At 71.1% G+C, this 25776-nt stretch carries 22 protein-coding genes and 1 pseudogene; 12 read left to right on the forward strand and 11 right to left on the reverse strand.

What is annotated here, in order from left to right; all coding sequences use genetic code 11:
* Window positions 1-44 precede the first annotated feature (44 nt).
* A complete protein-coding gene (gene aceB / locus QMK30_RS13205; RefSeq protein ID WP_283517849.1) occupies window positions 45-1667 on the forward strand; it encodes a malate synthase A in 1623 nt (540 codons plus the stop codon).
* A gap of 383 nt (window positions 1668-2050) precedes the next feature.
* Here the strand turns inward: aceB and QMK30_RS13210 are convergent, their stop codons facing one another.
* Both QMK30_RS13210 and QMK30_RS13215 read right to left on the reverse strand, forming a co-directional pair.
* The gene (locus QMK30_RS13210) at window positions 2051-3319 is read right to left on the reverse strand and encodes a PucR family transcriptional regulator (RefSeq protein WP_283517851.1); all 1269 of its coding nucleotides are present in this window, start codon (window positions 3317-3319) and stop codon (window positions 2051-2053) included.
* 31 nt (window positions 3320-3350) lie between these two features.
* Window positions 3351-3503 carry a hypothetical protein gene (locus QMK30_RS13215; protein WP_283517853.1) on the reverse strand — a complete coding sequence of 51 codons (153 nt, stop codon included), beginning with the start codon at window positions 3501-3503 and terminating at the stop codon, window positions 3351-3353.
* 176 nt (window positions 3504-3679) lie between these two features.
* On the opposite strand from QMK30_RS13215, the gene pgfA reads away from it, so the two are divergent.
* From pgfA to QMK30_RS13255, 8 genes are all read left to right on the forward strand, one after another.
* Window positions 3680-4645, forward strand: a complete 966-nt coding sequence (gene pgfA / locus QMK30_RS13220; RefSeq protein WP_283517855.1) for a cell envelope lipid trafficking protein PgfA — start codon at window positions 3680-3682, stop codon at window positions 4643-4645.
* A 232-nt stretch (window positions 4646-4877) separates the two neighbouring features.
* Complete coding sequence (locus tag QMK30_RS13225; protein ID WP_283517857.1) at window positions 4878-6140, forward strand: glycosyltransferase family 4 protein; 1263 nt, start codon at window positions 4878-4880, stop codon at window positions 6138-6140.
* Between the two features lie 4 nt (window positions 6141-6144).
* Window positions 6145-6870: a class I SAM-dependent methyltransferase gene (locus QMK30_RS13230; RefSeq protein WP_283517858.1), complete on the forward strand. Its 726-nt coding sequence runs from the start codon at window positions 6145-6147 to the stop codon at window positions 6868-6870.
* The gene (locus tag QMK30_RS13235; protein WP_283517860.1) at window positions 6867-11696 is read left to right on the forward strand and encodes an alpha-(1->3)-arabinofuranosyltransferase domain-containing protein; all 4830 of its coding nucleotides are present in this window, start codon (window positions 6867-6869) and stop codon (window positions 11694-11696) included. Before QMK30_RS13230 ends, QMK30_RS13235 begins: the two co-directional genes overlap by 4 nt.
* Entirely contained in the window at window positions 11693-13000 is a 1308-nt protein-coding gene (locus tag QMK30_RS13240; protein WP_283517862.1) for a condensation protein, read from the forward strand. Before QMK30_RS13235 ends, QMK30_RS13240 begins: the two co-directional genes overlap by 4 nt.
* A complete protein-coding gene (locus QMK30_RS13245; RefSeq protein ID WP_283517864.1) occupies window positions 12997-13767 on the forward strand; it encodes a class I SAM-dependent methyltransferase in 771 nt (256 codons plus the stop codon). Before QMK30_RS13240 ends, QMK30_RS13245 begins: the two co-directional genes overlap by 4 nt.
* A gap of 17 nt (window positions 13768-13784) precedes the next feature.
* Window positions 13785-14696 (forward strand): hypothetical protein, encoded by a 912-nt coding sequence (locus tag QMK30_RS13250; RefSeq protein ID WP_283517866.1) that lies wholly within the window; start codon window positions 13785-13787, stop codon window positions 14694-14696.
* Window positions 14683-14895: a Trm112 family protein gene (locus QMK30_RS13255; protein ID WP_283517867.1), complete on the forward strand. Its 213-nt coding sequence runs from the start codon at window positions 14683-14685 to the stop codon at window positions 14893-14895. Before QMK30_RS13250 ends, QMK30_RS13255 begins: the two co-directional genes overlap by 14 nt.
* Window positions 14896-14917: 22 nt before the next feature.
* On the opposite strand, the gene QMK30_RS13260 is transcribed toward QMK30_RS13255, so the two are convergent.
* The 5 genes from QMK30_RS13260 to QMK30_RS13280 form a co-directional block, all read right to left on the reverse strand.
* Complete coding sequence (locus QMK30_RS13260) at window positions 14918-15133, reverse strand: hypothetical protein (RefSeq protein ID WP_283517868.1); 216 nt, start codon at window positions 15131-15133, stop codon at window positions 14918-14920.
* Window positions 15134-15274: 141 nt separating this feature from the next.
* Window positions 15275-16255: a fibronectin type III domain-containing protein gene (locus QMK30_RS13265; RefSeq protein ID WP_283517869.1), complete on the reverse strand. Its 981-nt coding sequence runs from the start codon at window positions 16253-16255 to the stop codon at window positions 15275-15277.
* The gene (locus tag QMK30_RS13270; RefSeq protein ID WP_283517870.1) at window positions 16252-16599 is read right to left on the reverse strand and encodes a hypothetical protein; all 348 of its coding nucleotides are present in this window, start codon (window positions 16597-16599) and stop codon (window positions 16252-16254) included. Before QMK30_RS13270 ends, QMK30_RS13265 begins: the two co-directional genes overlap by 4 nt.
* Window positions 16600-16807: 208 nt before the next feature.
* Window positions 16808-17050, reverse strand: coding sequence for a hypothetical protein (locus QMK30_RS13275; RefSeq protein ID WP_283517871.1), 243 nt, complete (start codon window positions 17048-17050; stop codon window positions 16808-16810).
* Window positions 17051-17392: 342 nt separating this feature from the next.
* On the reverse strand, window positions 17393-18085 hold the full coding sequence (locus QMK30_RS13280; protein ID WP_283518015.1) for an alpha/beta fold hydrolase: 693 nt from the start codon (window positions 18083-18085) through the stop codon (window positions 17393-17395).
* 180 nt (window positions 18086-18265) lie between these two features.
* Here QMK30_RS13280 and QMK30_RS13285 point away from each other — a divergent pair, with 180 nt between their 5' ends.
* Both QMK30_RS13285 and QMK30_RS13290 read left to right on the forward strand, forming a co-directional pair.
* Window positions 18266-19108, forward strand: a complete 843-nt coding sequence (locus tag QMK30_RS13285; protein ID WP_502963134.1) for a chitosanase — start codon at window positions 18266-18268, stop codon at window positions 19106-19108.
* 113 nt (window positions 19109-19221) lie between these two features.
* Window positions 19222-19563: pseudogene (locus tag QMK30_RS13290) on the forward strand (hypothetical protein); the annotation flags it as partial.
* A 37-nt stretch (window positions 19564-19600) separates the two neighbouring features.
* Here the strand turns inward: QMK30_RS13290 and QMK30_RS13295 are convergent.
* The 3 genes from QMK30_RS13295 to QMK30_RS13305 form a co-directional block, all read right to left on the reverse strand.
* Window positions 19601-19924: a helix-turn-helix domain-containing protein gene (locus QMK30_RS13295; protein ID WP_283517874.1), complete on the reverse strand. Its 324-nt coding sequence runs from the start codon at window positions 19922-19924 to the stop codon at window positions 19601-19603.
* A gap of 116 nt (window positions 19925-20040) precedes the next feature.
* Entirely contained in the window at window positions 20041-20454 is a 414-nt protein-coding gene (locus QMK30_RS13300) for a recombinase family protein (protein WP_283517875.1), read from the reverse strand.
* Window positions 20455-20661: 207 nt separating this feature from the next.
* A complete protein-coding gene (locus QMK30_RS13305) occupies window positions 20662-21348 on the reverse strand; it encodes a FadR/GntR family transcriptional regulator (RefSeq protein ID WP_283517877.1) in 687 nt (228 codons plus the stop codon).
* Between the two features lie 59 nt (window positions 21349-21407).
* Between QMK30_RS13305 and QMK30_RS13310 the strand changes: the two genes are divergently transcribed.
* Complete coding sequence (locus tag QMK30_RS13310; protein WP_283517878.1) at window positions 21408-22610, forward strand: MFS transporter; 1203 nt, start codon at window positions 21408-21410, stop codon at window positions 22608-22610.
* A gap of 48 nt (window positions 22611-22658) precedes the next feature.
* Here the strand turns inward: QMK30_RS13310 and QMK30_RS13315 are convergent, their stop codons facing one another.
* Complete coding sequence (locus QMK30_RS13315) at window positions 22659-25700, reverse strand: Tn3 family transposase (protein ID WP_283517880.1); 3042 nt, start codon at window positions 25698-25700, stop codon at window positions 22659-22661.
* Between the last annotated feature and the right edge of the window lie 76 nt (window positions 25701-25776).

Below are 25776 nucleotides of genomic sequence, written 5' to 3' on the forward strand. Positions count from 1 at the left end.
ACCCGGCGGCCGCCAGGCACCGCCCTCTGAAGGAGTGACAGCTCATGTCCGCACCAGCGCCGTCCCCGCTGGCCATCGTCGATGCCGAGCCCCTGCCGCGGCAGGAAGAGGTCCTCACCGACGCGGCTCTGGCCTTCGTGGCCGAGCTGCACCGGCTGTTCACGCCCCGCCGTGACGAGCTTCTCGTCCGCCGCGGTGAGCGTCGCAGCGAGATCGCCCGCACCTCCACACTGGACTTCCTCCCGGAGACCGCACAGCTCCGCGAGGACGACTCCTGGAAGGTCGCACCGGCTCCGGCCGCGCTGAACGACCGCCGCGTGGAGATCACCGGACCGACCGACCGCAAGATGACCATCAACGCCCTGAACTCGGGCGCGAAGGTCTGGCTCGCCGACTTCGAGGACGCGTCCGCCCCCACGTGGGAGAACGTCGTCCTGGGCCAGCGCAATCTGATCGACGCCTACGCGCGCACCATCGACTTCACCGACGAGAAGTCCGGCAAGTCCTACGCTCTCAAGGCCGCCGACGAGCTGGCCACCGTGGTGATGCGCCCGCGCGGCTGGCACCTGAACGAGCGTCACCTGCAGGTCGACGGGCGCCCCGTGCCCGGCGCGCTGGTCGACTTCGGCCTGTACTTCTTCCACAACGCCAAGCGCCTCATCGAGCTCGGCAAGGGCCCGTACTTCTACCTGCCGAAGACCGAGTCGCACCTCGAAGCCCGCCTGTGGAACGAGATCTTCGTCTTCGCCCAGGACTACGTCGGCATCCCGCAGGGCACCGTCCGCGCGACCGTCCTGATCGAGACGATCACGGCGGCGTACGAGATGGAGGAGATCCTCTACGAGCTGCGCGACCACGCGGCCGGGCTGAACGCGGGCCGCTGGGATTACCTCTTCTCAATCGTGAAGAACTTCCGTGACGGCGGCGCCAAGTTCGTGCTGCCGGACCGCAACGCGGTGACGATGACGGCCCCGTTCATGCGGGCGTACACCGAACTGCTGGTGCGTACGTGCCACAAGCGCGGCGCGCACGCCATCGGCGGCATGGCGGCCTTCATCCCCTCGCGCCGCGACGCCGAGGTCAACAAGGTCGCCTTCGAGAAGGTCAAGGCCGACAAGGACCGCGAGGCCGCCGACGGCTTCGACGGCTCCTGGGTCGCGCACCCGGACCTGGTGCCGATCGCGATGGCCTCCTTCGACGCGGTGCTCGGCGAGAAGCCGAACCAGAAGGACCGGCTGCGCGAGGACGTGTCGGTGACGGCCGGTGAGCTGATCGCCATCGACTCGCTGGACGCGAGCCCGACGTACCAGGGCCTGGTCGGCGCGGTGCAGGTCGGCGTCCGCTACATCGAGGCGTGGCTGCGCGGCATGGGCGCCGTCGCCATCTTCAACCTGATGGAGGACGCCGCCACCGCGGAGATCTCCCGCTCCCAGATCTGGCAGTGGATCAACGCGGGCGTCGTCTTCGAGGACGGCCAGAAGGCCACCCCGGAGCTGGCCCGCAAGGTCGCCGGTGAGGACCTGGCCGCGATCCGCGAGGAGATCGGCGAGGAGGCCTTCGCGGCCGGCAAGTGGCAGCAGGCCCACGATCTGCTGCTGACGGTGTCGCTGGACGAGGACTACGCGGACTTCCTGACGCTGCCGGCGTACGAGCAGCTGCGCGGCTGATCCCGCCCGCGCGTCACAGCGCCCCCGGTACCGACACGGTGCCGGGGGCGCTGTGCTGCCGCCCGGGGGCGGCGACCCATCCGGGGTAACGACCTCGGGGGCAATGGAGCGTGGTTCAGCGAGCGGCGTCATGCGGCTTCGCGTCCAAGGCGGAGGAGGGAGGCGACGCGGAGCGTCGTCGGCCGACGACAACGCCGGAGGCGGAGTCGCGGGGCGTCGGGAGCCCGCGCACTATTGCCCCCGAGGTCGTAATTGCTCGGTTCATGGGGGACCGCCGACGGTGCGTGCGTAGCGTTGACCGGTGGGGGGGCGGATACGGGTTGTACACGTCGGGGGCGGCGCTGTACGCGGCTCGGCCCGTGACCCCGGGTCGCCCCCGCCTCTCAGCGGATCGGCTCGGACAGCTCTCCCCTCAACCGCTGCGCACGCAGGACCAGTTCGAGCTCGAAGCGGCGGTCCGGGTCGTCGACCTCGTCGCCCCACAGCTCGCGGATCTGCCGCATGCGATAGCGCACGGTCTGCGGGTGTACGCCGAGCCTGGCCGCCACCTCGGGAGCGCCGCCCCGGGTCTCCAGCCAGGCCAGCAGGGTCTCCGAGAGCCGGCGGCTCTGGGTGGGGCCGCAGTCGGCGAGCGGCGCCAGGCAGCGGCGCGTCAGGTCCTCGATGAGCTCCTCCGGCGGCAGCAGGACCAGCGCCTCGGTGTGCTCGGTGCAGTCCAGGAGCTCGCCGGACGGGAGCAGCTTGCGCTCCATCAGACGCACGGTGGCGGTCGCCCAGCGCAGCGACTTCGCGGCCTCGGCGAGCGGCACCTCCGGGCCGATCGCGCCCGACCAGCCCTTCATCGCCCTGCGCAGCAGCTCGGTCCGGCCCGCCGACCCCGGATCGGGGACGACCATCAGCGGCTGCTCGCTCTCCATGTCGAGCAGCACCCCCTGGCCCACGGCCGGTGCGACGCACTCGCGGGCCGGGCGCAGCAGCACCGCCACGGCCACCCGCTCCGGCAGCGCCCAGCCGATCCGGGCGGCGTGCTCGGTAAGGGAATGGGTGGGGTCGGTGCGGTGCTCGGCCAGGAGTACCTGGGTGAACTTCCTTTGCAAACGCAGGCGTTCACCCGCCTGGCGGGCTGCGGCCTCGGCGTAGCCGCGTACCGACTGGTCCACCAGGCCGTCCAGGTAGGCGAAACCGGACTCGGCGAGCTCGTACATCGCGGGCGGCGGAATGCGGACCTGCTGGCCGATCTCGGCCAGTCTGCGCCAGGCCAGCCGGACGCCGAGCCGATAGTAGGCCTGGAGGGAGTCCAGGGACCGGCCGTGCAGCCCTTCGCCACGGCCGAACTCCTGGAACACCTCCAGGTGGACGGGCGGCCGGGTCGCGTCCTGCACCACGAGGTGCTGCACAAAGTCTTCCAGCGCCCGGCGGATGCCGACGAGAGCCGTCAACTGGCCGGACTCGTCGAGGATGAGCGGGACCCGTGGGTACTCACGGCGGATGCCGTCAAGGATCTCCTGGGCAAGGGAGGGCACTTCGTCCATGGCACGGTCGGTGAACTGCCTCACCTGTAGTCGGGGCACGTCCTCCCAGGCCGACCCCGTGGAGCGGTCCGGACCCCCCGATCGCGCCAATCCTGCCGATCCCGCGGGGCGTTCAGCCATGCATCGTTCCCCGTCCACTCGTGCGCTCGGGTCACTTCCGTGGCGTCGCCGTCTCATAGCTGATCAGCGGCACATTGGGCTGGTCCGGGGTGACGTTCAGCAGGGCGACGACACCGAGGGCCGCCCCCACGGCGAGAGCGGCGGCCACTACTGCGGTCACCGCTGCGGCTAGAAATCTGGGCATGGTCGGATCAGCCTCTCTGACTGCTGTGACCCCACCGGTGCCGCCGGCCCCGTCCGGCAATGGCTCAGTGTCAACAATGCATTGACAGTCCGTCAAGGGGCCGCCTACGGTTCCCGGCCCATAAGCATGTGCACATATCCGCCGACTCGTTCCCGCCGGCCCCATGGAGTGCCCGTATGCGTCGCACCGCTTCTCCCCTGTCGCTGATCCTGCTGGGCGTCGGCGTCTTTCTCCTGGTCCTGGCACCGATGCTGGCCTGGTACGTCGAGCCACGCGCCAAGCGCACCCCGATCGACGTCGATGTCACCACGGTGTTCACCGGCACAGGCAGTTACTTCGACACGACGAAGATCCGAACCGTCGACGACGAGCGACTCACCATCACCCGCCAGGTCCGGGGCGATGTGGCCGAGAGCGAGAAGAGCGGCCGGGCCGTCTGGGACGTCTCCACCTCGGTCGACACCAAGAAGTCGCTGCCCGCGGCCGACACCCACGACTCCCTGCAGTGGACCCTGGAGCGGTGGGTCACCGACCGCCGCACCAATGAGCCGGTGCACTGTTGCGACGAGAAACCCGCCTTCGACGGCGAGGCCTACCTCAAGTTCCCCTTCGACGTACAGAAACGCTCCTACCGCTGGTGGGACAACACGCTCGGCTCGACGGTCCGGCTCCGCTTCGACGGTACGAGGAAGATCCAGGGCCACGTGGGCCACCTCTTCACCGGCACCGTGAAGCCGGTGAAGACCGGCACCAGGCTGGTGCCCGGACGGCTCGTAGGACTGCCCGAGCGCAGCCAGGTACTCGCCGAGGAGTGGTACGCCAACCACGGCATCGAACTGGTCGCCGATCAGCGCACCGGGCGCATCATCAACGCCGCCACCGGGCCGCGCAAGACGCTGCGCGCACCGGGCAAGAAGCGGGACGCGATGGTGCTGCTCGACAGCGAGCGGATGGAGTTCACCCCGGCCACGCAGCGCGCGCAGGTGGCGCTGGCCTCGGACGACGGCGACCGGCTGAAGCTGGTGGGCGAGACGCTGCCGATGGGCGGTGGCTTGGCGGGTCTGCTCCTGGCCGCTTCGGGTGCGGTCCTCGTCGTGCGGGGCCGTTCACGTCCAACTGCGCAGCAAGTCATCACAATGTGAGGACTCATCAGTTTCCTGTGGGCCAGAAATTGTCACCGAGGTGAGTAGCCGCATCGAACGGTGTGGCTAAAACTGACCTCCCCACCCCAGCACGGCCCCACCCCGGTTCAGGTCGACCCCGAGAACAGCCCCAGAGAAGCCCAGGAACGGTTCCCGCTCACAGCCCCGTAGCAGTTCGGCAGTCCCGTACACCCCCACCCGGTTCCGCACCCCGAAACGAGTTGGAGCTCGCATGCCCCAGCACGTACCCCCTACTCTGCGCGAAGCGAAACCCGACAGAGCCCAGGGCCTTCAGCAGGGCCCGGAGCCACTGCGACAACCACGCCGGATCGTCTTTCTCTCCCGCCGTGACCTCGGAAACCCCGCGGCCGGCGGCTCCGAGCTCCTCGTCGACCGGCTCGCCGACGGCCTCACCGCCCTCGGGCACCAGGTGACGCTGTTGTGCGGGGGGCCCGCGGCGTACCGGGGCTACCGGGTCGTCTCCGCGGGCGGCGACCTCGGTCACTTCCTCAAGGCGCCCAGCGCCTTCGCCCGGCAGATCGGCGGCTGCGACCTGCTGGTCGAGGTCTGCAACGGGCTGCCGTACCTCACCCCGCTCTGGCACCGCGGCCCCACCCTGTGCCTGGTCAATCATGTGCACACCGAGCTGTGGGGCATGCGTTTCCCGGGCCCCGCTGCCGGGCTCGGGCGCCGGCTCGAACACTGGGCGCTGTCCGGCGCGCAGCGCAACAATCTGCTGGTGGCCGTGTCCGCGTCGACGGCCGGTGCGCTCGGCGCGCTCGGGGTGGACCGCGAGCGGATCCGCGTCGTGCACAACGGGGTCGAGAGTCCGGGCACCCGGCTGCCGCGCTCCGGCGAGCCGCTGTTCCTGGCGATGGGACGGCTCGTCGAGTACAAGCGCATCGATCTGCTGCTGCGGCTGTGGGAGCGGGTGAGGCCGGTCACCGGCGGAAAGCTGGTGATCGTCGGGGACGGGCCCGAGCGGCAGCGCCTCGAAGCGCTCGCGGGCCCCGATGTGATCTTCAAGGGCCGGGTTTCGGAGGCGGAGAAACATCAACTCCTGTGCGCGTCTTGGCTTTTGCTGCATCCTTCCGCGGTCGAGGGGTGGGGGCTGGTCGTCACCGAGGCGGCCACCCGGTCCACGCCGGCGATCGGCTTCGACGTACCGGGCCTGCGGGACTCCATCGAGGACGGCGTGACCGGTGTGCTCGCCCGCGGCGAGAGCTCGTTCGCCGCCGCGTGGTGCACGCTCACGCTCAGCGCGGAGCGGCGTGAGGCGATGGGGGCCGCCGCGGCGGTGCGGGCCGAGCGGTACCTGTGGAGCAGTACGGTGCACCAGTTCCGCGCGGTGGCCGCCGAAGCGGCGGGTGCGACCGGGCCGACCGGTGTGCCGGCGGGTGCGACCGATCCCGCGCGCGTGACGGCGGACATGACAGCGGGTGTGGCCGAAGTGGCCGCCTCGACCGTACGAGCCGCCGCACCGCGGCGGGGGTGAGCCGGTGAAGGACCCCTCCCTGCACAGGTCCGTCACCCTCTTCCGGGCCTTCATGCGAGAGCAGTCCGATCCCGAAGGGTGCTACACGCTGCTCGCCCGTGACGCGGCGGACCAACTGGAGCGGTACACCCCGCTCGACGGCCGGGTCGTCGTCGATGTCGGCGGCGGGAACGGGCACTTCACCGAGGAGTTCCGGCGGCGCGGCGCACAGGGGTTCCTCTTCGAGCCCGACATGAAAGAGCTGAGCGCGGGCGGCCGCAAGCCCGAGGGCGCGGTCGTCGCCGACGGCTATCTGCTGCCGCTCCCCGACGGGGTCGCCGACATCAGCTTCGCCTCCAATGTGCTGGAGCACGTGGAGGACCCGCAGACCTTCCTCAGCGAGATGGCTCGGGTCACCGCGCCCGGCGGGCTGATCTACGTCTCGTTCACCAACTGGTACTCGCCCTGGGGCGGCCACGAGTGGGCGCCCTGGCACTATCTGGGCGCCGAGCGGGCCCGGCGGCGCTACCAGCGGCGTACCGGGCACCCCGCCAAGCACACCGTCGGCGAGAACCTCTTCACCATCCATATCGGCACCACCCTGCGGCAGGTACGCGCCCGCACCGACGTCCAGGTCGTGACGGCCCGTGCCCGGTACTGGCCGTGCCTGCCCGCGCTCATACCCAAGGTGCCGGTGCTGCGCGAGTTCGCCACCTGGAACCTCCTCCTCATCCTCCGGCGGTGTCCATGACCAGCACGCTGCAGGCACCCCCTCAGGCACCGGTGCCCGCTGCCCCACCCGCACAGGGACCGTCCGAAGGCCCGCGCTCCCGGCGCTGGCTGTTCGGGTTCTGGGCGGCCGTCCTGGTCGCCCTGCTGGCGGTCTCGCCGGGCCGGATGACCTTCGACACCAAGCTGGGTGTCGTCGTCGACCCGTTCAAATTCGCCTCGGACCTCGGGGAGTTGTGGCACGACCGGGCGGGCTTCGGCGGGATCTTCGACCAGTACGTCGGATACGCCTTCCCGATGCTGCCTTTCCACGCCCTGGCCGATCTGATCCAGCTGCCGGTCTGGCTGGCCGAGCGGCTGTGGATCTCCCTCATCGTAGCCACCGCGTTCTGGGGCGCGCTGCGCCTGGCCGAGCGGCTGAACATCGGCTCCGGTCCCACCAGGCTGCTCGGAGCGGTCGCCTACGCGCTCTGGCCGACGTACACCATCGTCATCGGGTCGACCTCGGCCGCCGCGCTGCCCGGCGCGATGCTGCCCTGGGTGCTGCTGCCGCTCACCAACCCGCGCACCAGCGCCCGGATCGCCGCGCTGCGCTCCGCCCTGCTGATCCCGTTCATGGGCGGGGTGAACGCCGCGTCCACCCTCGCCGCGCTGCTGCCCGTCGGCCTGTATCTGCTCAGCCGGGCGAACACACCGCGCGGACGCTTGCTGCTCGCGTGGTGGCTGCCCGGCATGGTCCTTGCGACGGCCTGGTGGGTCGTGCCGCTGCTGATGCTGGGGATCTTCGGCGAGAATTTTTTGCCGTACGTCGAGCAGGCCGAGACCACGACGGCCACCATGTCCGCCACCGAGCTGCTGCGCGGCGCGGGAAACTGGGTCGCGTATCTGAACTTCGGTGAGGCCTGGCTGCCCGCGGGCTGGGCGGTCGCCACCGCCGTACTCGCGGTACTCGGCTCGGCGTTCGCCGCCGCGCTGGGGCTGGCCGGCCTGGCCCGCCGTGATCTGCCGGAGCGGCGCTGGCTGCTGCTGGTCGTGCTGTGCGTGGTGCTCGTGACGCTGGCCGGGTACGCGGGGTCGCTGGGCGGCCCTTTCCACTCCTTGGTGCAGGAGTGGCTGAACGGGTGGCTGGTCCCCTTCCGCAACATCTACAAGTTCCAGTCGGGCCTGGCGCTCGCCCTGGTCCTCGGCCTGATGCACATCACCGCGGTCGCCGCGGAGAGCCGCGGCGCGCGACCGCTGCCCGGGCGCCGCTTCCTGCCGCTCGTCGCGGCGATCCTGGTGCTGCCGGGGCTGGCGTTCCCGTACCTCAACGGGAGCATTCTGCAGCCCGGTTCGTTCAGCAAGCTGCCCGGCCACTGGGAGGCCACGGCCGACTGGCTGAAGAAGTACTCCCCCGACAGCCGCGCCCTGGTCGTGCCCGCCACCGCCCACGGCCAGTACACCTGGGGCTCCTCCATCGACCAGCCGCTCGACGTCCTCGCGGACTCGCGCTGGGCGCAGCGCGACTATGTGCCGTTCGGAACGCCGGGCAACCGGCGGGCCATGGACGCGGTCGAGCAGGCACTCGTCTCGGGCAGTGAAGTGCCGGGCCTGAGTGACTACTTGAGCCGGGCCGGGCTCTACTACGTGGTGGTGCGCAACGACCTGGACCCGGACCAAATCGGGTACGTACCGCCGCAGACCGTGAAGCGCACCCTGGAGTCATCCGGCTACCGCCGCATCACCGGCTTCGGCCCGGTGCTCACCGGCGGGCGCATCCCCGACGACACCCCGGTGCAGATCGAGGGGCTCTATCCGCGCCAGCAGGCCGTCGAGATCTACCAGCCGAGCACCGCGACCGAGCGGCCCGGCCGGGCCGGTCTGCGCGAGGCCGCGGACACGGCTGTCGTCAGCGGTGGGCCCGAGGCGCTGCTGCGGCTGTCCGCGGACCCGTCGATGCGCCGCCGCCCCGCGGTGCTGACCGGGGACAGCCACCCCGGCGTCGGCGCCCCCGAGGTGCGGGCGGTCGGGGACGGGCTGCGGCGCGCCGACACCCGCTTCGGCCTGGTCAACTCCAATACGTCGTACACGTACACCGCGAAGGAACGCAATCCCCCGGGGGCCGTGCAGGACCCCGGCGCGCAGCCCCGGCAGATCCTGCCGACCGACGGGGTGCGGCACCAGACCACGGCGGCGCTGCGGGGCGCGGAGTCGGTGACGGCGTCGAGCAGCGGCAACTGGCTGTTCCATCTGCCGCAGTACGACCCGGTGAACGCATTCGACGGCAACCCCGACACCGCGTGGGCCGAGGGCAGCGCCGCTTCGCCGACCGGCGAGTGGCTGCGGGTCGACTTCCGGCAGAAGGTGTCGGTGCCCTCGTCGATCGGGCTGACACCGCTGCCCGGCGACGGGGTGCGGGCCGCGCCCACCGTCGTAAAGGTGGAGACCGACCGGGGTTCGAAGACCAGCCCGCTGCAGCCCAACGGCATGCCACAGACGGTCACCGCGCCCGAGGGCGAGGCGAGTTGGCTGAAGATCACGATTGTGGACGCCCAGCAGGGGCGGCCAGGTCTCACCGGGGCGGGCTTCACGGAGGTGTCCGTTCCCGGGGTGCAGGTGACCCGGCTGCTCTCGCTGCCCGAGGACACGGCGGGCGAGCCGGAGGCGACCGGCTCCGAGGTGTTCTCGCTGCACCGGGGCAGCGACCCGGGCGGGCTCTCACCGGCGTCGGCCGAGGTCGGTCTGCACCGGCAGTTCAACTCCACGGCGGGCGGCGACTACGCACTGCGGGCGACCGCGCTGCCGGTGCCCGGCGACGCGCTCGACGAGCTGCTGTACCGGATCGCACCCGAGCAGCGGCGGCGGGTCACCGCGACCGCCGACTCGACGGCCAAGCTCGGTGCGTCACTGACACCGCGCAACCTGGTCGACGGCGACCTGACGACGTCGTGGATCGCCGGGGACCGCGCCGTGCTGCATCTGCGCTGGCCCGGCAAGCGGCCCGTCGGCGAGATCGTCTTCGCGGCGGCGGGCGGGCTTTCCACCCGACCCGAGCAGGTGGAGATCAGCTCCCCGGACGGGGCTGCGACCGCCTCGGTCGACGAGAACGGTCTTGCCCGCTTCGAGCCGATCAACACCGACCGGCTCGACATCACCATCTCGCGGTCGGCGCCGCTGACCATCCACAACCCGGTCGCGGACGGCGAGATGCAGCTTCCGGTGGGGCTGAGCGAGGTGTACGTCCCCGCTCTTGAGGAGTTCCGCGTACCGCAGCCCGACCCGGAGGAGAAGTTCGAACTCCCCTGCGGGCAGGGCCCGGTGCTCTCCATAGACGGCACGCTGCACGCGACGAGCGCGCAGGGCCGGCTGGCTGATCTGACGGAGCGTCGGCCGATCGAGGTCGCACTGTGCGCGGGCGAGCAGCGCAACGGTCAGGCCGAACTCTCCCCGGGCACCCACCGGGTGGAGGCGGGCGACACAGGTCCGCTCGCGATCACCGACATCACGCTGATCCGGGGCAGCGCGTCCGCTCCGGCGGCCGAAGCACGCGGTCTCACCGTCACGGACGGCGCCGGTGACCGGCGCACCGTGCGGGTGGTAGCGGGCCAGGCGTCGTACCTCCAGTTGTACGAGAACGAGAACTCCGGCTGGCACGCGACGCTGAACGGCAAGGAGCTGCCGTCGGTGCGGCTCGACGGCTGGCAGCAGGGCTGGCTGGTCCCCGAGGGCGAGGGCGGCACGGTGCGCCTGGAGTACGAGCCCGCGCGGTGGTACGAGGCCGGGCTGATCGGCGGCGCGATCGGCGTCGCCGTCCTGGTGGGCCTGGCGCTGTTCCGGCGCCGCGCCCAGAACCCGGACCCCGCGCAGCAGGTCCCGCCGACCGCGCCCGGCCCGGTGCTCGGCGTCGCGGTGCTCACGGTGGTCCTGATCGTGGTGGCGGGCCCGGTGGCCCTGCTCGTCCCGGCCCTGGCCCTGGTCGCCCACTTCCGGCACACGCTGTTGCCCCCGATCGCGCTGGTCGCGATGGCGGCGGCGGGCATCGCGGCGGCGGCGGACGCGGGCGCACCGCCATCCACGGACGCGGGTGCGTTCGGCCCGGCGGCGCAGTTCCTGGCACTGACGGCGCTGGTGGCGGCCCTGGTCACGACGCGCTCCCGCGATACGGGCCGGACCCCGGCCATGGGCACCCCGGTCGCGGGGCCGGACCCGGGCGCTTCGGGGACGTACCCCGGCCCGGCGACGCCGGGCGCGGGGCCGTACCCGCCGCCGGGCCAGAGCGGGGGCGCGGGCACCCCGGGCACGCATCACGACCCCGGAACTCCGGGCGCCAACCCGCCCCCGGCAGCTTCGGGTTGGGGCGCCGATCTGGAAGCCCCGCGCTCGGGCACCGACCCGGGAGCCCCGGGCTGGGGGCCACCGCCCCCGGCCGTTCCGGGCCGCCGGGACCCCGACCCGGACGCCTCGGTGTGGGGGCCGGGCCCCGGCGCGCCCGCCGCGAGCCCCGCCGCGGGGCCGGACCCGCGGGCGGGCGGGGGTTCGTACCCCGGCCCGGGTGGCTCACGCTCGGAGGCCCCGACCATTCCCGGCCCGCGCCAGGCCTCCGGCACCGGGAACGCGAGCCGGACACCGGACCCGCCGGGCCCGGAAAACGCGCTCCCACCGGGGACTTCACCCCACGCGGGCCCAGAGGTCGACCCGGACCCCGAACCCGTCGACCGGCCACCGCCCGGCCACCGCGACGAGCCCGGCTCCCACAAACGAACCGGTCCGGACAGTCCGGGCGCCCCACCGCCAGGACCGGCCCCGAAACCGGGTCCGTCGGACACGGCGGGCTCCAGCGACCACAGCGCGGAGGAGAACGACAGGTGACTGCCTTGCAGCATCCGCACCCCGCCCGGCACGAGGGACCGGCGCCGCGGGTGCCCTTCACCGTCGTCGACGAGGTCACCCGGCACTGCCTGGAGCCGCGCGAGCCCGAGACCGTACACATTGAGGTGCACCTGCCGCAGCGGCCGGACCCCGACCGGCTGCGGGCCGCGTTCACCGAGGCCCTGCGGCGCCATCCGCGCATCCTGATGCGGGAGGCGCCGGGGCCCTGGTACCGGCGGCGGTACGAGTGGGAGCTCACCCGCGAGCCCGACACGGACGTCGTGACCTTCCTGGAGCCAGGACCCGACGTCCTGGCGCGGGCGCGCGAGCGGGCGCTGACCGTCGCGCCGCCGCTGGCGCTCTCCCCGCCGGTCCGGCTGGAGGTCATCGACCGCGTCCTGCTGCTGGTCGTCAACCACACCGCCCTCGACGGCCCCGCATGTCTGCGCGTCCTGGCCACCGCCGCCGACATCTACGGCGGCCGCGACAACTCCCCCGCGACCGCGCCGGTACGGGCCGCCGCGCCGGAGAGCGCACCGGAGCCGCCCGGCCCCGGCGGCGGCACCGGCTTCACCCCGGTCGCCCGGGTCGCCCACGGCACGCCCGACGGGGGCTCCGGAAACGGGATACTGATCGCCGAGCTGCCGGTACCTCGCAGGCCGAAGGGCGCTCCGTACACCGTCAACGACCAGCTGATGGTCGCCACCGCCCGCATGATCACCCGCTGGAACCAGGAGCGCGGCAGCCGGCCGCGCCCCATGCGGATCACCATGCCCGTCGACGACCGCACCCGCGGGCTCGACATGCCGATCGGCAACGGGACGCGGCTCGTCGAAGTCCCGTTCCAGGTAGCGGAGTTGGCGGGAGAACCGGACGTACCTGAGCTGTTGCGCCGCACTGCGGAGCGCACCCTCGCGCTCAAGGCCGTCACCCGCCCCCAGCTCGGCCACGGCGCCGCCCTGCTCACCGCGCCCGTGCTGCCGGTCGGGCTCCGATCGGCGCTCACCCGCGGGCTGCGCCGGGCCGCCGCGCCCTGGACCTCGACCACGCTGCTCAGCAACATCGGCCGGGTCCCGTACCCGCTGGACTTCGGCGAGGGCACCGGCCGCGCGACGGCCGTCTGGTTCTCGGCGCCGGCGCGGATGCCGCGCGGGCTGACGGTGACCACGGCGAGCACCGCCGGCCGGCTGCACCTGGCCCTGCGCTGGTCCGGCGCGCTCCTCGGCCCCGGCGACGGCGACCGGCTGCGCGACCTCTTCGAGCAGTACCTCGACGCCACTTCAGAGGGAGGCGGTCCATCATGACGAGCACCAGCACACTCCCTTCCGACCTGCCCGGCGCGTCCCCCCGACCCTCGGGTCTGCGCGAGTTCTACGAGGACCCCACCGTCCCGGTCGCCTCCGGTGACGCCCGCAGCCTGCGCCAGGCGCGAATGCTCGCCGCCGCCCTCGGCCCGCCCGCTCCCCCGGCCACCGTCCTCGACATCGGCTGCGGCGACGGCACGGCTGCGGCCACCGCGGCGCCGCTCATCTCCGGCCACCGCGTCATCGGCGTCGACTGGTCGCAGGACGCGCTGCGCCGCGCGTCCGCCCGTATCAACCACGTAGTACGGGGTGAACTCACCGACGGGGGCCTGCCGTTCCCGGACGGCTCCGCAGACGCGGTCCTCTTCAGCGAGGTCATCGAACACCTCGTGGATCCCGACAGCGCCCTCGACGAGATCCGCCGCGTGCTGGCCCCGGGCGGCCACCTCATGCTGTCGACGCCCAACCTCGCAGCCTGGTACAACCGCGTCCTGCTGCTCGCCGGGGTCCAGCCGGTCTTCTCCGAGGTCAGCCTGCGCGCCATCCACGGCCGGCCGGGCCGGGAGGTGGTGGGGCATCTGCGCCTGTACACCGCCCGCGCGCTGCGCCAATTCCTGATGGCGTCGGGCTTCGACGTCGTACGCATCGCAGGGGCGCCCTTTCACGGCGTACCGCGCCCCCTGCGCCCATTCGACCGGCTCGCCTGCGCGGCGCCGAGCGCGGCTTCCATCCTGCTGGTGCATGCCCGCCGTCGCGCCGGGGACTGAGCCCGATGTGGTGGGGAGTGGCCTCGGCACTGCTCGCGAACGTCCTGTACAGCACCGGCTTTGTCCTCCAGAAGCGCGCGCTCGCCAAGCTCCCCGAGCTCAGCGTGCGCAGCCCCGCGCGACTGGTCCGCCTGCTGCTCGGCAGCCCGTTGTGGATCGCGGGTTCCCTGTCGCTCGCCGGCGGATTCGCCGCGCAGCTCGTCGTGTACCGGACCCTGCCGATGGCCGCCGCACAGGCGATCTTCGTCTCGGGCCTGGTTCTGCTGCTGCTCCTGTCCTCCGTCTTCCTGGGCGAACGGACCTCGGGCCGCGAGCGGTACGCCATCGCGGCGATCCTGGCGGCCCTGCTGATGGTCGTCGCGTCCCTGCGCCAGGACGCGGACAGCGTCGGCCGCAGTTCACCCGCCCCGCTGATCCTGCTGATCAGCGGCCTCGCCCTGGTCGCGGGCTACTCGCTGTACGTCTCCACCGAGCGCCGCACGGCCCGCCGCCACCGGAACCGGCCGCCGGCCTCGGGCGTCGAGTACGGCGCCGCCGTCGGCCTGGTTTACGGGGTGAGCTCACTCGCCATCAAGGGCGTCTCCGCGCACCTCACCACGGACACCCTCGACGACCCGGGCGGGGCCGTGATGGACCTGCTGACCTCGCCGTACCCGTACCTGCTGCTGATCACGGGCGCGACGGGCCTGGTGCTGTCCCAGTCGGCGCTCCAGCGTTGCCGGGCGTCGCTGATCGTGCCGGTGTGCACGACGGTCTCCTGTCTGTTCACGGCGGTCCTGGGCACGCTCGCCTTCGGCGAGTCCCTGCCCGACGATCCGCTGCTGCTGGCCCTGCGGGTGGCGGGCGCGACGCTCGCCGTCGCGGTCCTGCTCACCCTGACCGCCCAACCTGCCGTCGAATCAAAGGAGTTGGAACATGAACCCCGATGACCCCCTGCTGAAGATCATCGCCTGCCCGCTGGACAAGGGCCCGCTCACCCTGCTCGCCCTGGAGGACGCCCTCTACAACCCGCGGCTGCACCGCCGTTACCCGATCGTCGACGGCATCCCCCAACTCCTGCCGTCCTCGGGCGAACAGGTGGCCGAGGACGAGCACCAGCGCCTGCTGGGCCTGACAGCCGGCCCCTGACCCCGGAGTCGAAGTCAAGCGCTCAGCCCAGGGGCCGGGCCGAGGTGGCGACGGACAGCTCACGGCTCGCCCGGGTCGAGGCGCCGAGGGCGACGATCCTGGCGTCGCCCACCATCGCAGCCAACGGCCGCACCTCGGCCAGGGAGGCCCGGGAATCGAGGACGGACACGGGATGTGCGCCCTCCCCGATCCACCGGCCAACATCCTTGCTCTCGGGCCCAGTCCCAGCGTCGGTCACCGCGGACCTCCTCGTTCGTCATGTTCGCGTGCTGAACGCCGGGCAACGGCCGACGACGTACCGACACGATTGAACATCGACCGAGGTTGAGGTCAAGCGGGAGCCGCCCCGAGATGTCTCGGGGGCACCTTCAGGGGCGCCTCAGCCCATCACGACCGTGCGCTGGGCCGAGAAGTCGCCCCATTTCCCGTCCGGCAGTTTGGCGCGGAGTTTGATGCTGTAGCGCGTACCGACGGGCTCGTTCACGGTGAAGCGGTACGTCGCTTTCCCCTTGGGCGGGTCGGCGCCCCAGACGATCGTCGTGACGAGCTTTCCGTTGAGGTACAGCTGGTGTTCGCGGATCTCGCCCCCGGCCCCGGGCGGCGCCCACTCCAGGTCGATGCCGCGTTCACCCGCCTCGGTGCGGGCCGTCGCGCGCAGGGCGGTCGGTGCGGTGGAGGGGCCGTCGTCGGGACCCGAAGCCGTGGTCAGGTCAAGGGTGTTGCTGTCCTTCGAGGAGTTCTCGGCGGCGTCGCGGGCCCGCACCGTGAAGGTGTAGACGGTGCCGGGCCGCAGCCCGGTCACGCGGGCCGTGGCGGCGGAGCCGGGCACCGTGTGAATCCGGGAGTCCTCCTGGTAGATGTCGTACGACGTGACGCCGATGTCGTCCGCGGCCCGCCCCCAGGACAGGCTCACCGCACTGCGCCCGCCGACCCGCCCCCGCAGCTTCACGGGCACAGCGGGCGCCTGGCGGTCCTCCGGTGTGGGGGCCGGGGTGGTGACCGGGACGGGCCTGCTCGGCGCGGAGAGATTCCCCGCGGCGTCGCGCGCGCGAACGGTGAAGCTGTACCCGGTCGACGGGTCGAGCCGGTCGATGTCGACCATGTGCCGCGCGGCCGGCAGCGTCTTGACCTTGGCGCCCTCCTGGTACACCACGTACGCGGTGACGGCCTTGTTGTCGGTGGCCCGGTCCCACATCACATGCACGGAAGTGGCGCTGCCCGCCTGGACGGTCACCTCGTCCGGCGTGGAGGGCCGGGCGGTGTCGCGCTCGGGTTCGGGCGCGCAGGCGGCCAGTAGAAGCAGGGCGGAACAGGCCAACACGGCGCATACGGTGGGGCGTTGCACATCCGGACCCTTCATACGAAGTTAATGGTCCAGACCTGTATGCCATGGGTGGGGGCAGCGGGCAAGGGTTCGCGTGCGGTGACCTCAGATTGCCCGCCGCCACCGGACAGGCCGGCCGCCGCTACGCCATAATTCGTTCTCCTGCTTCGTAGGAGCTGTGTGGTTGACGAAGACCCGAGGGCGGCACCCGTGGAAGCGCGGTCGCGGAGGGCTGTCACCGCCCGGACGGAGCCGTCCGGGGTGCGCAGCAGGTCGCCCAGGCGCAGATCGGAGACCACGGTCCACCCACGGTCCATCACATAGAACTTGTGACCTGCAGTGCTGGTCAGCAAGCCACCGCCGACGACGGTGACGTCCACCAGCCGCTCGGTGTCGTGCTGGAAAGTGTCGGTGACCTGCCGGGCCCGCAGTTCCCGGAGGCCGGATCCGTGGCCTTGACCAAGTCTCCCACCCCCACCAAGGCCCAGACCGCGAGCGTGACGACGGTCAGGACCGTCAGCGCGCTCGGGAAGGTGAACCCCCGTTTCGGCGCCGCGGGTGGCGCCGGCGTCGTGTCGGTGCCCGTACTCACGAGGACGCCCCCGTCCGGAAGGCTTCCGGGTACTCACGCAGAAAGGCCGCCTCCGCGACGACCGCGGACCGCAGCTCGGAGAAGAGCACCCGCTCGTTCGGGGCATGCGGGTTGCACATGCTGTCCTGGGCGCCGAGGAGCAGCACCTCGGCGTCGGGCACGGCCTCGTCGCCGGGCGGCTGGACGTCGTAGTGCCCGTAGAGCAGGACGATCGGGGCGTCCGGGGCCGGCGGCGGCACCTCGGCGACGATGATCGGGGGGGGGGGGCCGGGAGGTCGAGCCGGTCGATGCGGGTGACCCCGGCGTCGCGGAGTAGCTCCACGAGGAGATCGTGCGCCTGCGCTACGGGCTCCGGCGGAAAGCCCGGGAACGCGACCGACGGGATGGCCGTCAGCCGCTCCAGATCCGCGCGGAGCCCGTCCATCAGTGTGTCGACCCTGGATCCCAGATCCATCGCGATCCCTGCAGTTCGTCCGTACGCCCCTGGGGGCGCCCTTGAGGATTTCTCGCTCAATGGATCACAGGGGGCGTACCGGCGCATCTTCGAACAGGGGCGAGGTGACCGCGTCGGAACCGCCGCGTCAGCTGCTGAGAAACTCGCTGACCTGCTGGGCGAACTCGCGGGGGTGGTTCTCGTGCACGTGGTGACCGGCGGAGATCGTGACCGAGTGGCAGTCCGGGATCAGGACGGCCATCTCGGCGATCCGGTCCGCTGACATCGAGCTGTCCGGGCCGCCCGTGATGATCAGGCTCGGCGCGACGATCTCGTTGAGCCCTTCGAGCCACTGCGGGTCGGGGTCGGCGAGCTGCTTCGTGATGGCCGGCACGACGGGCCAGTCGTAGTCGATGGGCGCATCGGGGTGCACGACCGGCGCCTGCGGCGTCTCGGCGGGGAACGGCGGCGGGGTCTCCTCCATCACGAGCCGCTCCACACGGTCCGCGTGCTCCTGGGCGAGCAGGTAGGCGACGACGCCGCCCATGCCGTGGCCGACCACGCCGACCCGGTCCACCAGCTCCAGCTCGTCGAGGAAGCCGTAGACGTCGTCGCGCATCAGCTCGACGGAGTACTCGTCGGGCCAGTCGCTCTCGCCGTGCCCGCGCAGGTCGATCGCGTAGACCCGCCATTCCTCGCCGAGCGCCTGCCCGGCCTCTTCCCAGCTCGCCGAAGAGGAGCCGAGCCCGTGCAGCAGCACGATCGGCGTCCCGAACGAATCGCCCCAGGTCCGATAGGCCAGCCGTACATCGCCGACATCCACTACAGAGAGATCACCCATACCCATACCCCGACGCTACAGCCCTGGACGGGGCACCTGGACCGCGCGGGGACCGGGGCCCCGTGAAAGGGTCGTCGGGTGAAGCCGACTGCCCGTCCGACCACCCGTTCCGCTGCCCGTGCGACCACCCGTTCCGGCGATCGTGCGACGACCCGGTCCGCCGGTCGTTCCGCCGGTCGTCTGCTGATTGTGACGCTCGCGTTCGCCCTGCTGCCCCTGACCGCCTGCAGCCCGCCGCCGCCGGACGGGTCGAACGGGGCCAATGAGTCCTCGGCCGGATCCGATGCCGGGTCCGGAGCCGGGTCCGCGGCCGGGCTCGACGATCCGGTGCTGAAGGACATCGCCATGCAGATCGTCTCCAGCGCGGAGAACTCCTCGCTGGACTGGAAGGCGCAGTACAAGTACATCGAGGACATCGACGACGGCCGCGGCTACACCGGCGGGGTCATCGGCTTCTGCTCGGGCTGCGGCGACATGCTGAAGGTCGTCGAGCGCTACACACGGGCGCGGCCCGGCAACCCGCTGGAGCCGTTCACCGGGGCGCTGCGCGCGGCCGGGGGCGGCGACTCCCACCAGGGGCTCGGCAGGCCGTTCACCGAGGCCTGGGCGCGGGCCGCCGGGGACCCGGAGTTCCGCGCGGCCCAGGACGCCGAGCGGGACCGGGCCTACTTCGATCCGGCGCTCGCCCAGGCAGAGCGGGACGGGCTCGGCGCGCTGGGCCAGTTCATCTACTTCGACGCCCACGTGATGCACGGCCTGGGCGACACCAAGGGCACGGTCGGCTTCCGCACCATGCGCGACAGGGCCATGGCGAAGGCCGAGCCGCCGTCGCGGGGCGGTGACGAGAAGACGTACTTGGCGGCATTCCTCGACGTCCGGGTGGCGGCCATCGACTGGGAGCCGTCCCACTCCGACACCAGCCGCATCGAGTCGGCCCAGCGGATCTTCCTGCGGGAGGGAAAGCTGGGGCTGGAGAGGCCGCTGCGCTGGAAGGTGTACGGCGACAGCTTCCGCATCGGCTGACGTCACCGCCACCGTCACCGGGCAGTCCAGTTTCCGTACTCCTGTAATTCGCCCAACTCTCGTAGCGTGCTTCGCAGTTGAACCACTGGTCACGCGGACGAGGGCGAGGATGTATGAGAGCGGTATGGCGCAGATCGGTGACAGCTCTGGCAGCAGGACTCCTGGCAGTGGCGCTGGCCCCGGCCGACGCCAGCGCGGCCGACCCACCCCAACCGGCCTACTCGGCCACCACCGGCGTCGGAGTGCACAACGCGTACGAGAAGGCGAAGTACCCGTACTTCGCGGACGCGTTGGACTCCGGCGCCGCGATGCTGGAGTTGGATGTCTGGACGAACGCCTTCGGCAGCAACTGGCGTGTCTCGCACAGCGATCCGTTCGGCAACGACAACAACTGCGAGAACGCGGCGAACGCGGGCCAGCTGCGCACCAAGCCCCGCAACCAGAACCTGGGGTGCCGGTAAGAACGCTGTCACCAGCCGCAAACGGTGGTGATCAGTCCTTCGGCTGGGCAAGCCGGGGTAGTTCGGTCGTGCTGGTCACCTCAGCGAGGGCGAGGCGACCGCCCTTCAGTTCGGGCAGGTAGTTGTAGATGGTGTTGCGGGAGACGCCGAGCAGCTTTGCGATCGAGGTCACGGTGTTCTCGGGGCGGGTGAGCAGGTCGCGGGCGTGACGGACCTGTTCGGGTGTCATGGCCGACGGTCGTCCGAGGCCGGCGCCGCGGGCGCGGGCGGCGTCCAGGCCCTCGTTGGTGCCCTGCACGATGAGTTCGCGGATGAACTCCGCTAAGGGCTGTCCCGCAATCCCTGGCAGGCGCACGACGACAGCTACGGCACCTCGCCGCGTTGTCGGAACGCCCGAATACGTCCAGTATGCGAACGTCCCTCCGCCTTGCGATGCACCGCATCTGACGCCGTGCGCTGATCCACCAGGGATTACGGGACAGCCCTTAGGGCGGCGAAGACGTGGAAGACCAGGCGGCCGCCCGGCGTGGTGGTGTCGAGTGCCTCGTGGAGTGAGGTGAAGCCGATGTCGCGCTTGCGCAGGCCGGACACGATCGCGATGAGGTCCTGGATGGAACGGCCGAGCCGGTCCAGCGACGGGACGACAAGGGTGTCGCCGGGGCGCAGGTAGTCGAGGGCTTTCCACAGTTCCTCGCGCTCGGCGTTCTTGCCGGACTTCTTGTCCGCGAAGATCCGGGCGCATCCGGCATCGGTGAGAGCGCGGATCTGCCGGTCGAGCAGCTGACCCTTGGTGGACACGCGTGCGTATCCCACAAGATCGCCGGTCCGTACGGCCGGAATGGGGGCGAGGAGGTCGGCGGTGTCGTCGTCCGGAGGCTGCTGCATCCGCCAGATCGTACAGAAAACGGTGCTGCCCGACTTTTTGAGCACAGAGGCTTTCTGACACCGTTTCTTGTGCATGATCCGGAGCTGATCCGACCCCGAATCCCCGCCAACCGATCTTGCTCAACAATCGGTCGATAGGTGAGCAAGATCAATCCTGGCGCGCGGTCCTGGCCCACCGGCGGGGAGGGGTCCGCTCGTCGGAATCGTTCAGCCTACGGAGCTGTGCCATTCGGCCGTGGCGTTGATGTTGGCGTCGGCCTGGAGGGCGGCTGCGGCTGGGTCGTGGCCGCGCAAGGCGGCCACCAGGTCCTCGTGGCCGGCGGGGTCCGCTCCGTCGAATCCGGGCAGCTCCCAGAATCCGGACATCGAAGCGCGCAGCGGTTCGGCGAGATTGCGGTACAGCTCGGCGAGCAGTGCGTTGCCCGAGGCGTCGACGACATGAGTGTGAAACTCCCAGTCGGCGGTGACCCATCCTTCGAAGTCCCTGGCCGTCCAGGCTTCGGCGCGGCGCTCCAGCGCCGCGGTCAGCGCGGCGAGGTCCTCATCGGTCGCGCGGGTGGCAGCGAGGTGGGCGGCCTTGCCTTCCAGGGCGGCGCGGACATCAAGGAGTTCGGTGGAGGCCCGGTCCGCGTAGAGGCGCTGGACCGCGCTGGAGAGCTCGCTGGTTGCCCGCACATATGTGCCGTCGCCCTGGCGGACTTCTAGGAGGCCAGCGTGGGCGAGGGCGCGGACGGCTTCACGGAGGGTGCCGCGGGCGACCCCGAGCTGACGCGTCAGCTCGGGTTCCGGCGGGATTCGGGTACCCACGGGCCACTCGCCGGCCGTGATCTGCCGACGGAGCGTGCCGAGCACCTCGGCGGACAGTGTGGGGCGGCGCACCGGTTCCAGACTCATACCGGCATCATACATCAAATGGTTTGACGTCTAAACATTAGACGTCTAATGTTTGAGTCATGATCGAGACCGCCTTCGTCCCCAGCAGGCCCCTCGGCCGCACCCGTGCCGCCTGGCTCGCCGGAGCGGGCGTGGTGCTCATCGCGCTCAACCTCCGCCTCGGGATCAGCAGCGCCTCCGCGCTGCTCGACGCCCTGCGGACCGACCTCGGCTTCGGCTCGGCCGCCGTCGCCGCAATGCCCGCCCTGCCGACCCTGAGCTTCGCCGCCGCCGGCTTCTTCACCGGCCGCATCGTCGGACGGCTCGGGGCCGAGCGGACCGTCCTGCTCGCGCTCGCGGCGCTCACGGCCGGGCTCACGCTCCGAGGCATCCCTGCCACCTGGGCGCTGCTTGGCGGAACCGTCCTGGCCATGTCCGGCCTCGCACTGTGCAACGTCCTGCTGCCGACTCTGCTCCGGGCCCACTTTCCGGCCAAGGTCGCACTACTCACTGGCGTGTACACGACCGTGATGGCGCTCGGTTCGACGCTGGGCGCGGCTGTGGCCGTACCACTGGCCGCGTGGGCGGGCTCTCCCTCGCTGGGGCTGGCCGTGTGGGCACTGCCCGCGCTGCTCGCCACGCTGGTATGGGCGTTCGTACGGGCTCCCGCGGCTCGGTCCGCGTCGGCCTCGGACGCATGCGAGACGTATGTATCGCCGTGGGCGATGGCGCGCACCCGGCTCGGGGCGCTGGTGACCGCGTACTTCGCACTCCAGGCGCTAAACTGCTATGCCATCATCGGCTGGCTGCCCACGATGCTGTCCAAGCAGGGCATGTCGGACAGCGGCGCGGGCGGCATCCTCGCGGTGTCCCAGGCCGTTGGGATCCCGGCGACCTTCCTGGTGCTCGCCTTCGCACGCGCGCCGGGCCGCCTACGGCCCGCCTTCATGACGATCTCGGCGGCCATGCTCGCCGGATTCACCGGACTCCTCGTCGCCCCAGTGGCCCTGCCTGTCGTCTGGGCCGTACTGGTCGGGCTGGGGCTGTGCTCCTTCCCCCTGGTACTGGCCGTAATCGGCAGCAGCGGAAGCAGCCCCGCCGAGACCACCGCCCTGTCCAGCCTGTCCCAGTCCCTCGGATACCTGGTCGCCGCTCTCGGCCCCTTCACCCTCGGCCTGCTGCGCAGCGCCTCCGGCGGCTGGACCCTGCCGATGGCCTCGCTGCTCGTAACGGCTGCCGCACAGCTCGTCATCGGAATGGCGCTCTCCGCCCGCCAGCGCTGATCTGCGGACCCGGAGGCAGTGCTCGCATGAGGGAAGCACTGCCCAAGCTCACGCGTCCGCAGGCTCCTCGGCTGGCTTCCCGCCGCCCGTTCTTCGGGGGCCTGGCACCGTGACCGCGGCGAGGTTGAGCCGGGCGGCCATGTCGAGGTTCACCTCCCCGTAAGGGCGTACGTGGGACCAGAACAGCGGGGTCAGGCCGCGCCGGTCGGCAGGGGTGAGCAGGTCGGCCCACTCCGGCTCGTCCAGGACGTCCTGGAGCATCAGGGTGTTCACGTAGACCAGGGCAGATTGCAGGATCCGAAGGCACAGAACGAACATCTCCTGCTCGTCGCGCCGGTTGGAGGCGATTTCCCCGCCCTTGCCGTAGGCGATCACCGAGTTCGCGCCGTTGGAGGACTCCATCACGTTCAGGCCCTCCTCGATCTCCCGCTGGAGGTCCCGCAGCCGCAGGTAGCGGGCGACGAAGATGGTCTTCTGGGCGCGGCCGACCTCCAGCATCGCCGCGTAGGTGAGGTGGGAGGCGTTGCGGGTGAAACGGCGCAGGATCGCCTCGGTGGAGGCCGTACGCGTGCGGATCGCGGTGGCGTACTTGATCATCTGGTCGTACTGCTGGGTGATGAGCTCCCAGCGGATCGGGCGGGTCAGCGCCGGGGTGAGCCGCGGGTAGGCGTCCGCCTCGCCGGCAACCGGCCGGTACAGCTTCACCTTGTTGATCCGCTTGATCCTGGGCAGCAGGTCGAAGTTCAGCAGCCTCGTGATGCCAAACCCGATTTCCGACTGGCCGTGCGAGTCCGTGTAGTTGACTTCGACGTCCATGGTGGTGCCGTGCCGCATGGCGCCTTCGATCATCGCGGCGACCTCGGAGGCGGTGCAGTTGATCAGCTGGGAATGGATGGCCAGGGATTTCTTCTCCACGTGCCAGTAGATGAGCACCCCCCGGCCGCCGTAGCGCGAGTGCCACTCGGTGAACAGATTCTGGTCGTAGGCACGGACATGGGTGGAGTCGGAGGCGACCGCGGTCGAGCCGTGGCCCCAAAGCTCGGTGCTGCGGGCGGCGAAGGTGGCGTTCGCGATCTGGACAGCGATCGCGCGGGCGGCCTCGGCGGACAGGTACCGGCGCCGTACATAGCGCAGCTCGTCCTCGGTGTGACCGTGACCGCCGGATGCCACGGCCTTGATCCCGGTGTTCGTGCCGTACGCGTAGATGACCAGCAGCAGGCGCTCGGCCAGGACCTCCGGTGAGAGGCTGCCGCCGCCGGAGACGGAGGCGACAGCGTCCAGGCAGCCGGTCCGCAGCACCGCTTCCTTCAGCATGTCGACGAGCGGCACGATGCCCCACCGCCGCTGTACCTCTCCCTTGATCCTGCGCAGATTCCGCGGTTCCGGCTGAGCTTCGGCCGGGGTCAGCCGGATCGCCCCGGACTTGCGCTCGGCGATGTCCAGCCAGGACAGCTTGGGCATCCCATCGTTCAGCAGCGTCAGCTCGGCCGCCATCTGCTCGCGCAGCTCGTCGACGAACACCGCGGCATCCAGCGGCTTGCGGAGTTCCCGGTAATTCTCCGCCCGCCGGGTCTCGAAGTCCTGAGGCAGGTCCTCGTCCGGGTTGCGCCACTTGTCGGCGCCGACCACCCAGATCTCCTTGCACTTGAGCTGATCCCGCAGAGCCTGGAGGGCGACGACCTCGTAGACCATGCGCACCACCCGGCGCCGGCCGCGCTTGTCGGCGCGGTGCACCACCTCCGCCCAGTCCCCGCCCATCGCCTTGTGGACCGGCACCGTCTCGCCCAGCGGGTAGTACGTCGTGTTCCCAGCGCTCGCGTACCGGGCCACCAGCGACAGGGCCTCGATGACCGGCCGGTGGGTGTGGTTGCTGGAACGGAACTCCAGCACGTCCAGCAGCTTGATCAGCCCGCGCCGGTAGTGGTTGGTGTACGACGCCTTCAACGTGGTCTGAACCGTGCGCCGGTAGACCGGCCCGCGGGTCTTGAACTCGTGCACCAGCTCCCGCAGCGTCTGCTCACCCCCGGACACCGCCGGGAAAACGACCGTCCGGACCGTGCCCTCCGGCGCACCGAGCGACGCCTCGGCCAGCTTGAAGAGGATGTTCTCCTTACCCGACACCTTCTTGAACGCGTTGACCAGCTGCTCGGTGACCTTCCTCTCCGCCCGCGCCCCGATCCGGCGCACCGTGGAGATCAGCAGCCCAACAAGCGTGTCCGTGATCTCCCGCTCCCGCTCGTGCAACAGCGCGGCCAGCAGCGTCACCCGCAGCGCCACCTGGTGCGTCCGCAGATGAGAGGGCGACTCCACCGCAGCCCGCGCCCGCCATCCGGCCACCACCTTCACCGCGACGTCGGCGAACAGGTCCGGCGGCAGCCCGATCGCGCGGACCGCCAGCAGTTTGTCGATCTCGGCGAGCATCGTCTCCAGGCTCACATTGCCCGGAGCCTCCTTGATCTTCCCCAGCACCGGCGGACCGTCCTCGCCCTCACCCGCGCCATCCTCACCGGGTACAGCGTCGTCTTCCTGATCGGCGCCGGCGACCAGGGCCACGATCCGCTCGACGCTCTCCACCGTCAGCCGCGCCGAGATCCGCGTCGTCAGCATCTCCTCGGCCGCCCGCAGTGCGGCACCCACGATCCGGTCGCAGCGTCCCGGCGTGGGCGGCTCAATACACTCCGCGCGACACCGCACCAGCAGTTCCACCCGTACCTGCTCCGGCCGCCGCTCCTTGCACGCGACGTGCTCCGCGAGCCAGGCGGTCAGCTTGTCCGCGTCCGCCACACTGCACTCACGGAAACCCAGGTGCTCCCGGACCTGCGCACGGTGGTACTCGATCGTCCGGCCGGTCCACTCGTACATCCCCAGCTCAGACGCGGGTACCTGCACCTGCCGGGCGACGAACTCCACCACCTCGCCCGGCAGCTCGACCCGGCCCCGGGGAAACCGGCCGTACTGCGTATAGAACTTCAGCAGCACCGCGAAGCCCAACCGCGTCGCACCACGCTTGCCGGACACAAGGTCCTGCTCGTCCTTCAAAAGCGTCCAGTGCTCGACGAGCTCATCCAGGTCCAACGGCGTACGGGTCACGATCACTGATCGTCCCCGCCAAGCCTCACCAACTGCAGTCCTACGGCCTCGCGCTCACCCGCACGAGGGACGCCAG

This window comes from Streptomyces sp. H27-C3, from assembly GCF_030063415.1.
Classification (GTDB): Bacteria; Actinomycetota; Actinomycetes; order Streptomycetales; family Streptomycetaceae; genus Streptomyces.

What these genes read in the sequence shown, in the direction of transcription:
- aceB (WP_283517849.1), top strand. Translation starts at nt 45, where the DNA reads ATGTCCGCACCAGCGCCGTCCCCGCTGGCCATCGTCGATGCCGAGCCC.
- QMK30_RS13210 (WP_283517851.1), bottom strand. Translation starts at nt 3,319, where the DNA reads ATGGCTGAACGCCCCGCGGGATCGGCAGGATTGGCGCGATCGGGGGGT.
- QMK30_RS13215 (WP_283517853.1), bottom strand. Translation starts at nt 3,503, where the DNA reads ATGCCCAGATTTCTAGCCGCAGCGGTGACCGCAGTAGTGGCCGCCGCT.
- pgfA (WP_283517855.1), top strand. Translation starts at nt 3,680, where the DNA reads ATGCGTCGCACCGCTTCTCCCCTGTCGCTGATCCTGCTGGGCGTCGGC.
- QMK30_RS13225 (WP_283517857.1), top strand. Translation starts at nt 4,878, where the DNA reads ATGCCCCAGCACGTACCCCCTACTCTGCGCGAAGCGAAACCCGACAGA.
- QMK30_RS13235 (WP_283517860.1), top strand. Translation starts at nt 6,867, where the DNA reads ATGACCAGCACGCTGCAGGCACCCCCTCAGGCACCGGTGCCCGCTGCC.
- QMK30_RS13245 (WP_283517864.1), top strand. Translation starts at nt 12,997, where the DNA reads ATGACGAGCACCAGCACACTCCCTTCCGACCTGCCCGGCGCGTCCCCC.
- QMK30_RS13255 (WP_283517867.1), top strand. Translation starts at nt 14,683, where the DNA reads ATGAACCCCGATGACCCCCTGCTGAAGATCATCGCCTGCCCGCTGGAC.
- QMK30_RS13265 (WP_283517869.1), bottom strand. Translation starts at nt 16,255, where the DNA reads ATGAAGGGTCCGGATGTGCAACGCCCCACCGTATGCGCCGTGTTGGCC.
- QMK30_RS13280 (WP_283518015.1), bottom strand. Translation starts at nt 18,085, where the DNA reads ATGGGTGATCTCTCTGTAGTGGATGTCGGCGATGTACGGCTGGCCTAT.
- QMK30_RS13300 (WP_283517875.1), bottom strand. Translation starts at nt 20,454, where the DNA reads ATGCAGCAGCCTCCGGACGACGACACCGCCGACCTCCTCGCCCCCATT.
- QMK30_RS13305 (WP_283517877.1), bottom strand. Translation starts at nt 21,348, where the DNA reads ATGAGTCTGGAACCGGTGCGCCGCCCCACACTGTCCGCCGAGGTGCTC.
- QMK30_RS13310 (WP_283517878.1), top strand. Translation starts at nt 21,408, where the DNA reads ATGATCGAGACCGCCTTCGTCCCCAGCAGGCCCCTCGGCCGCACCCGT.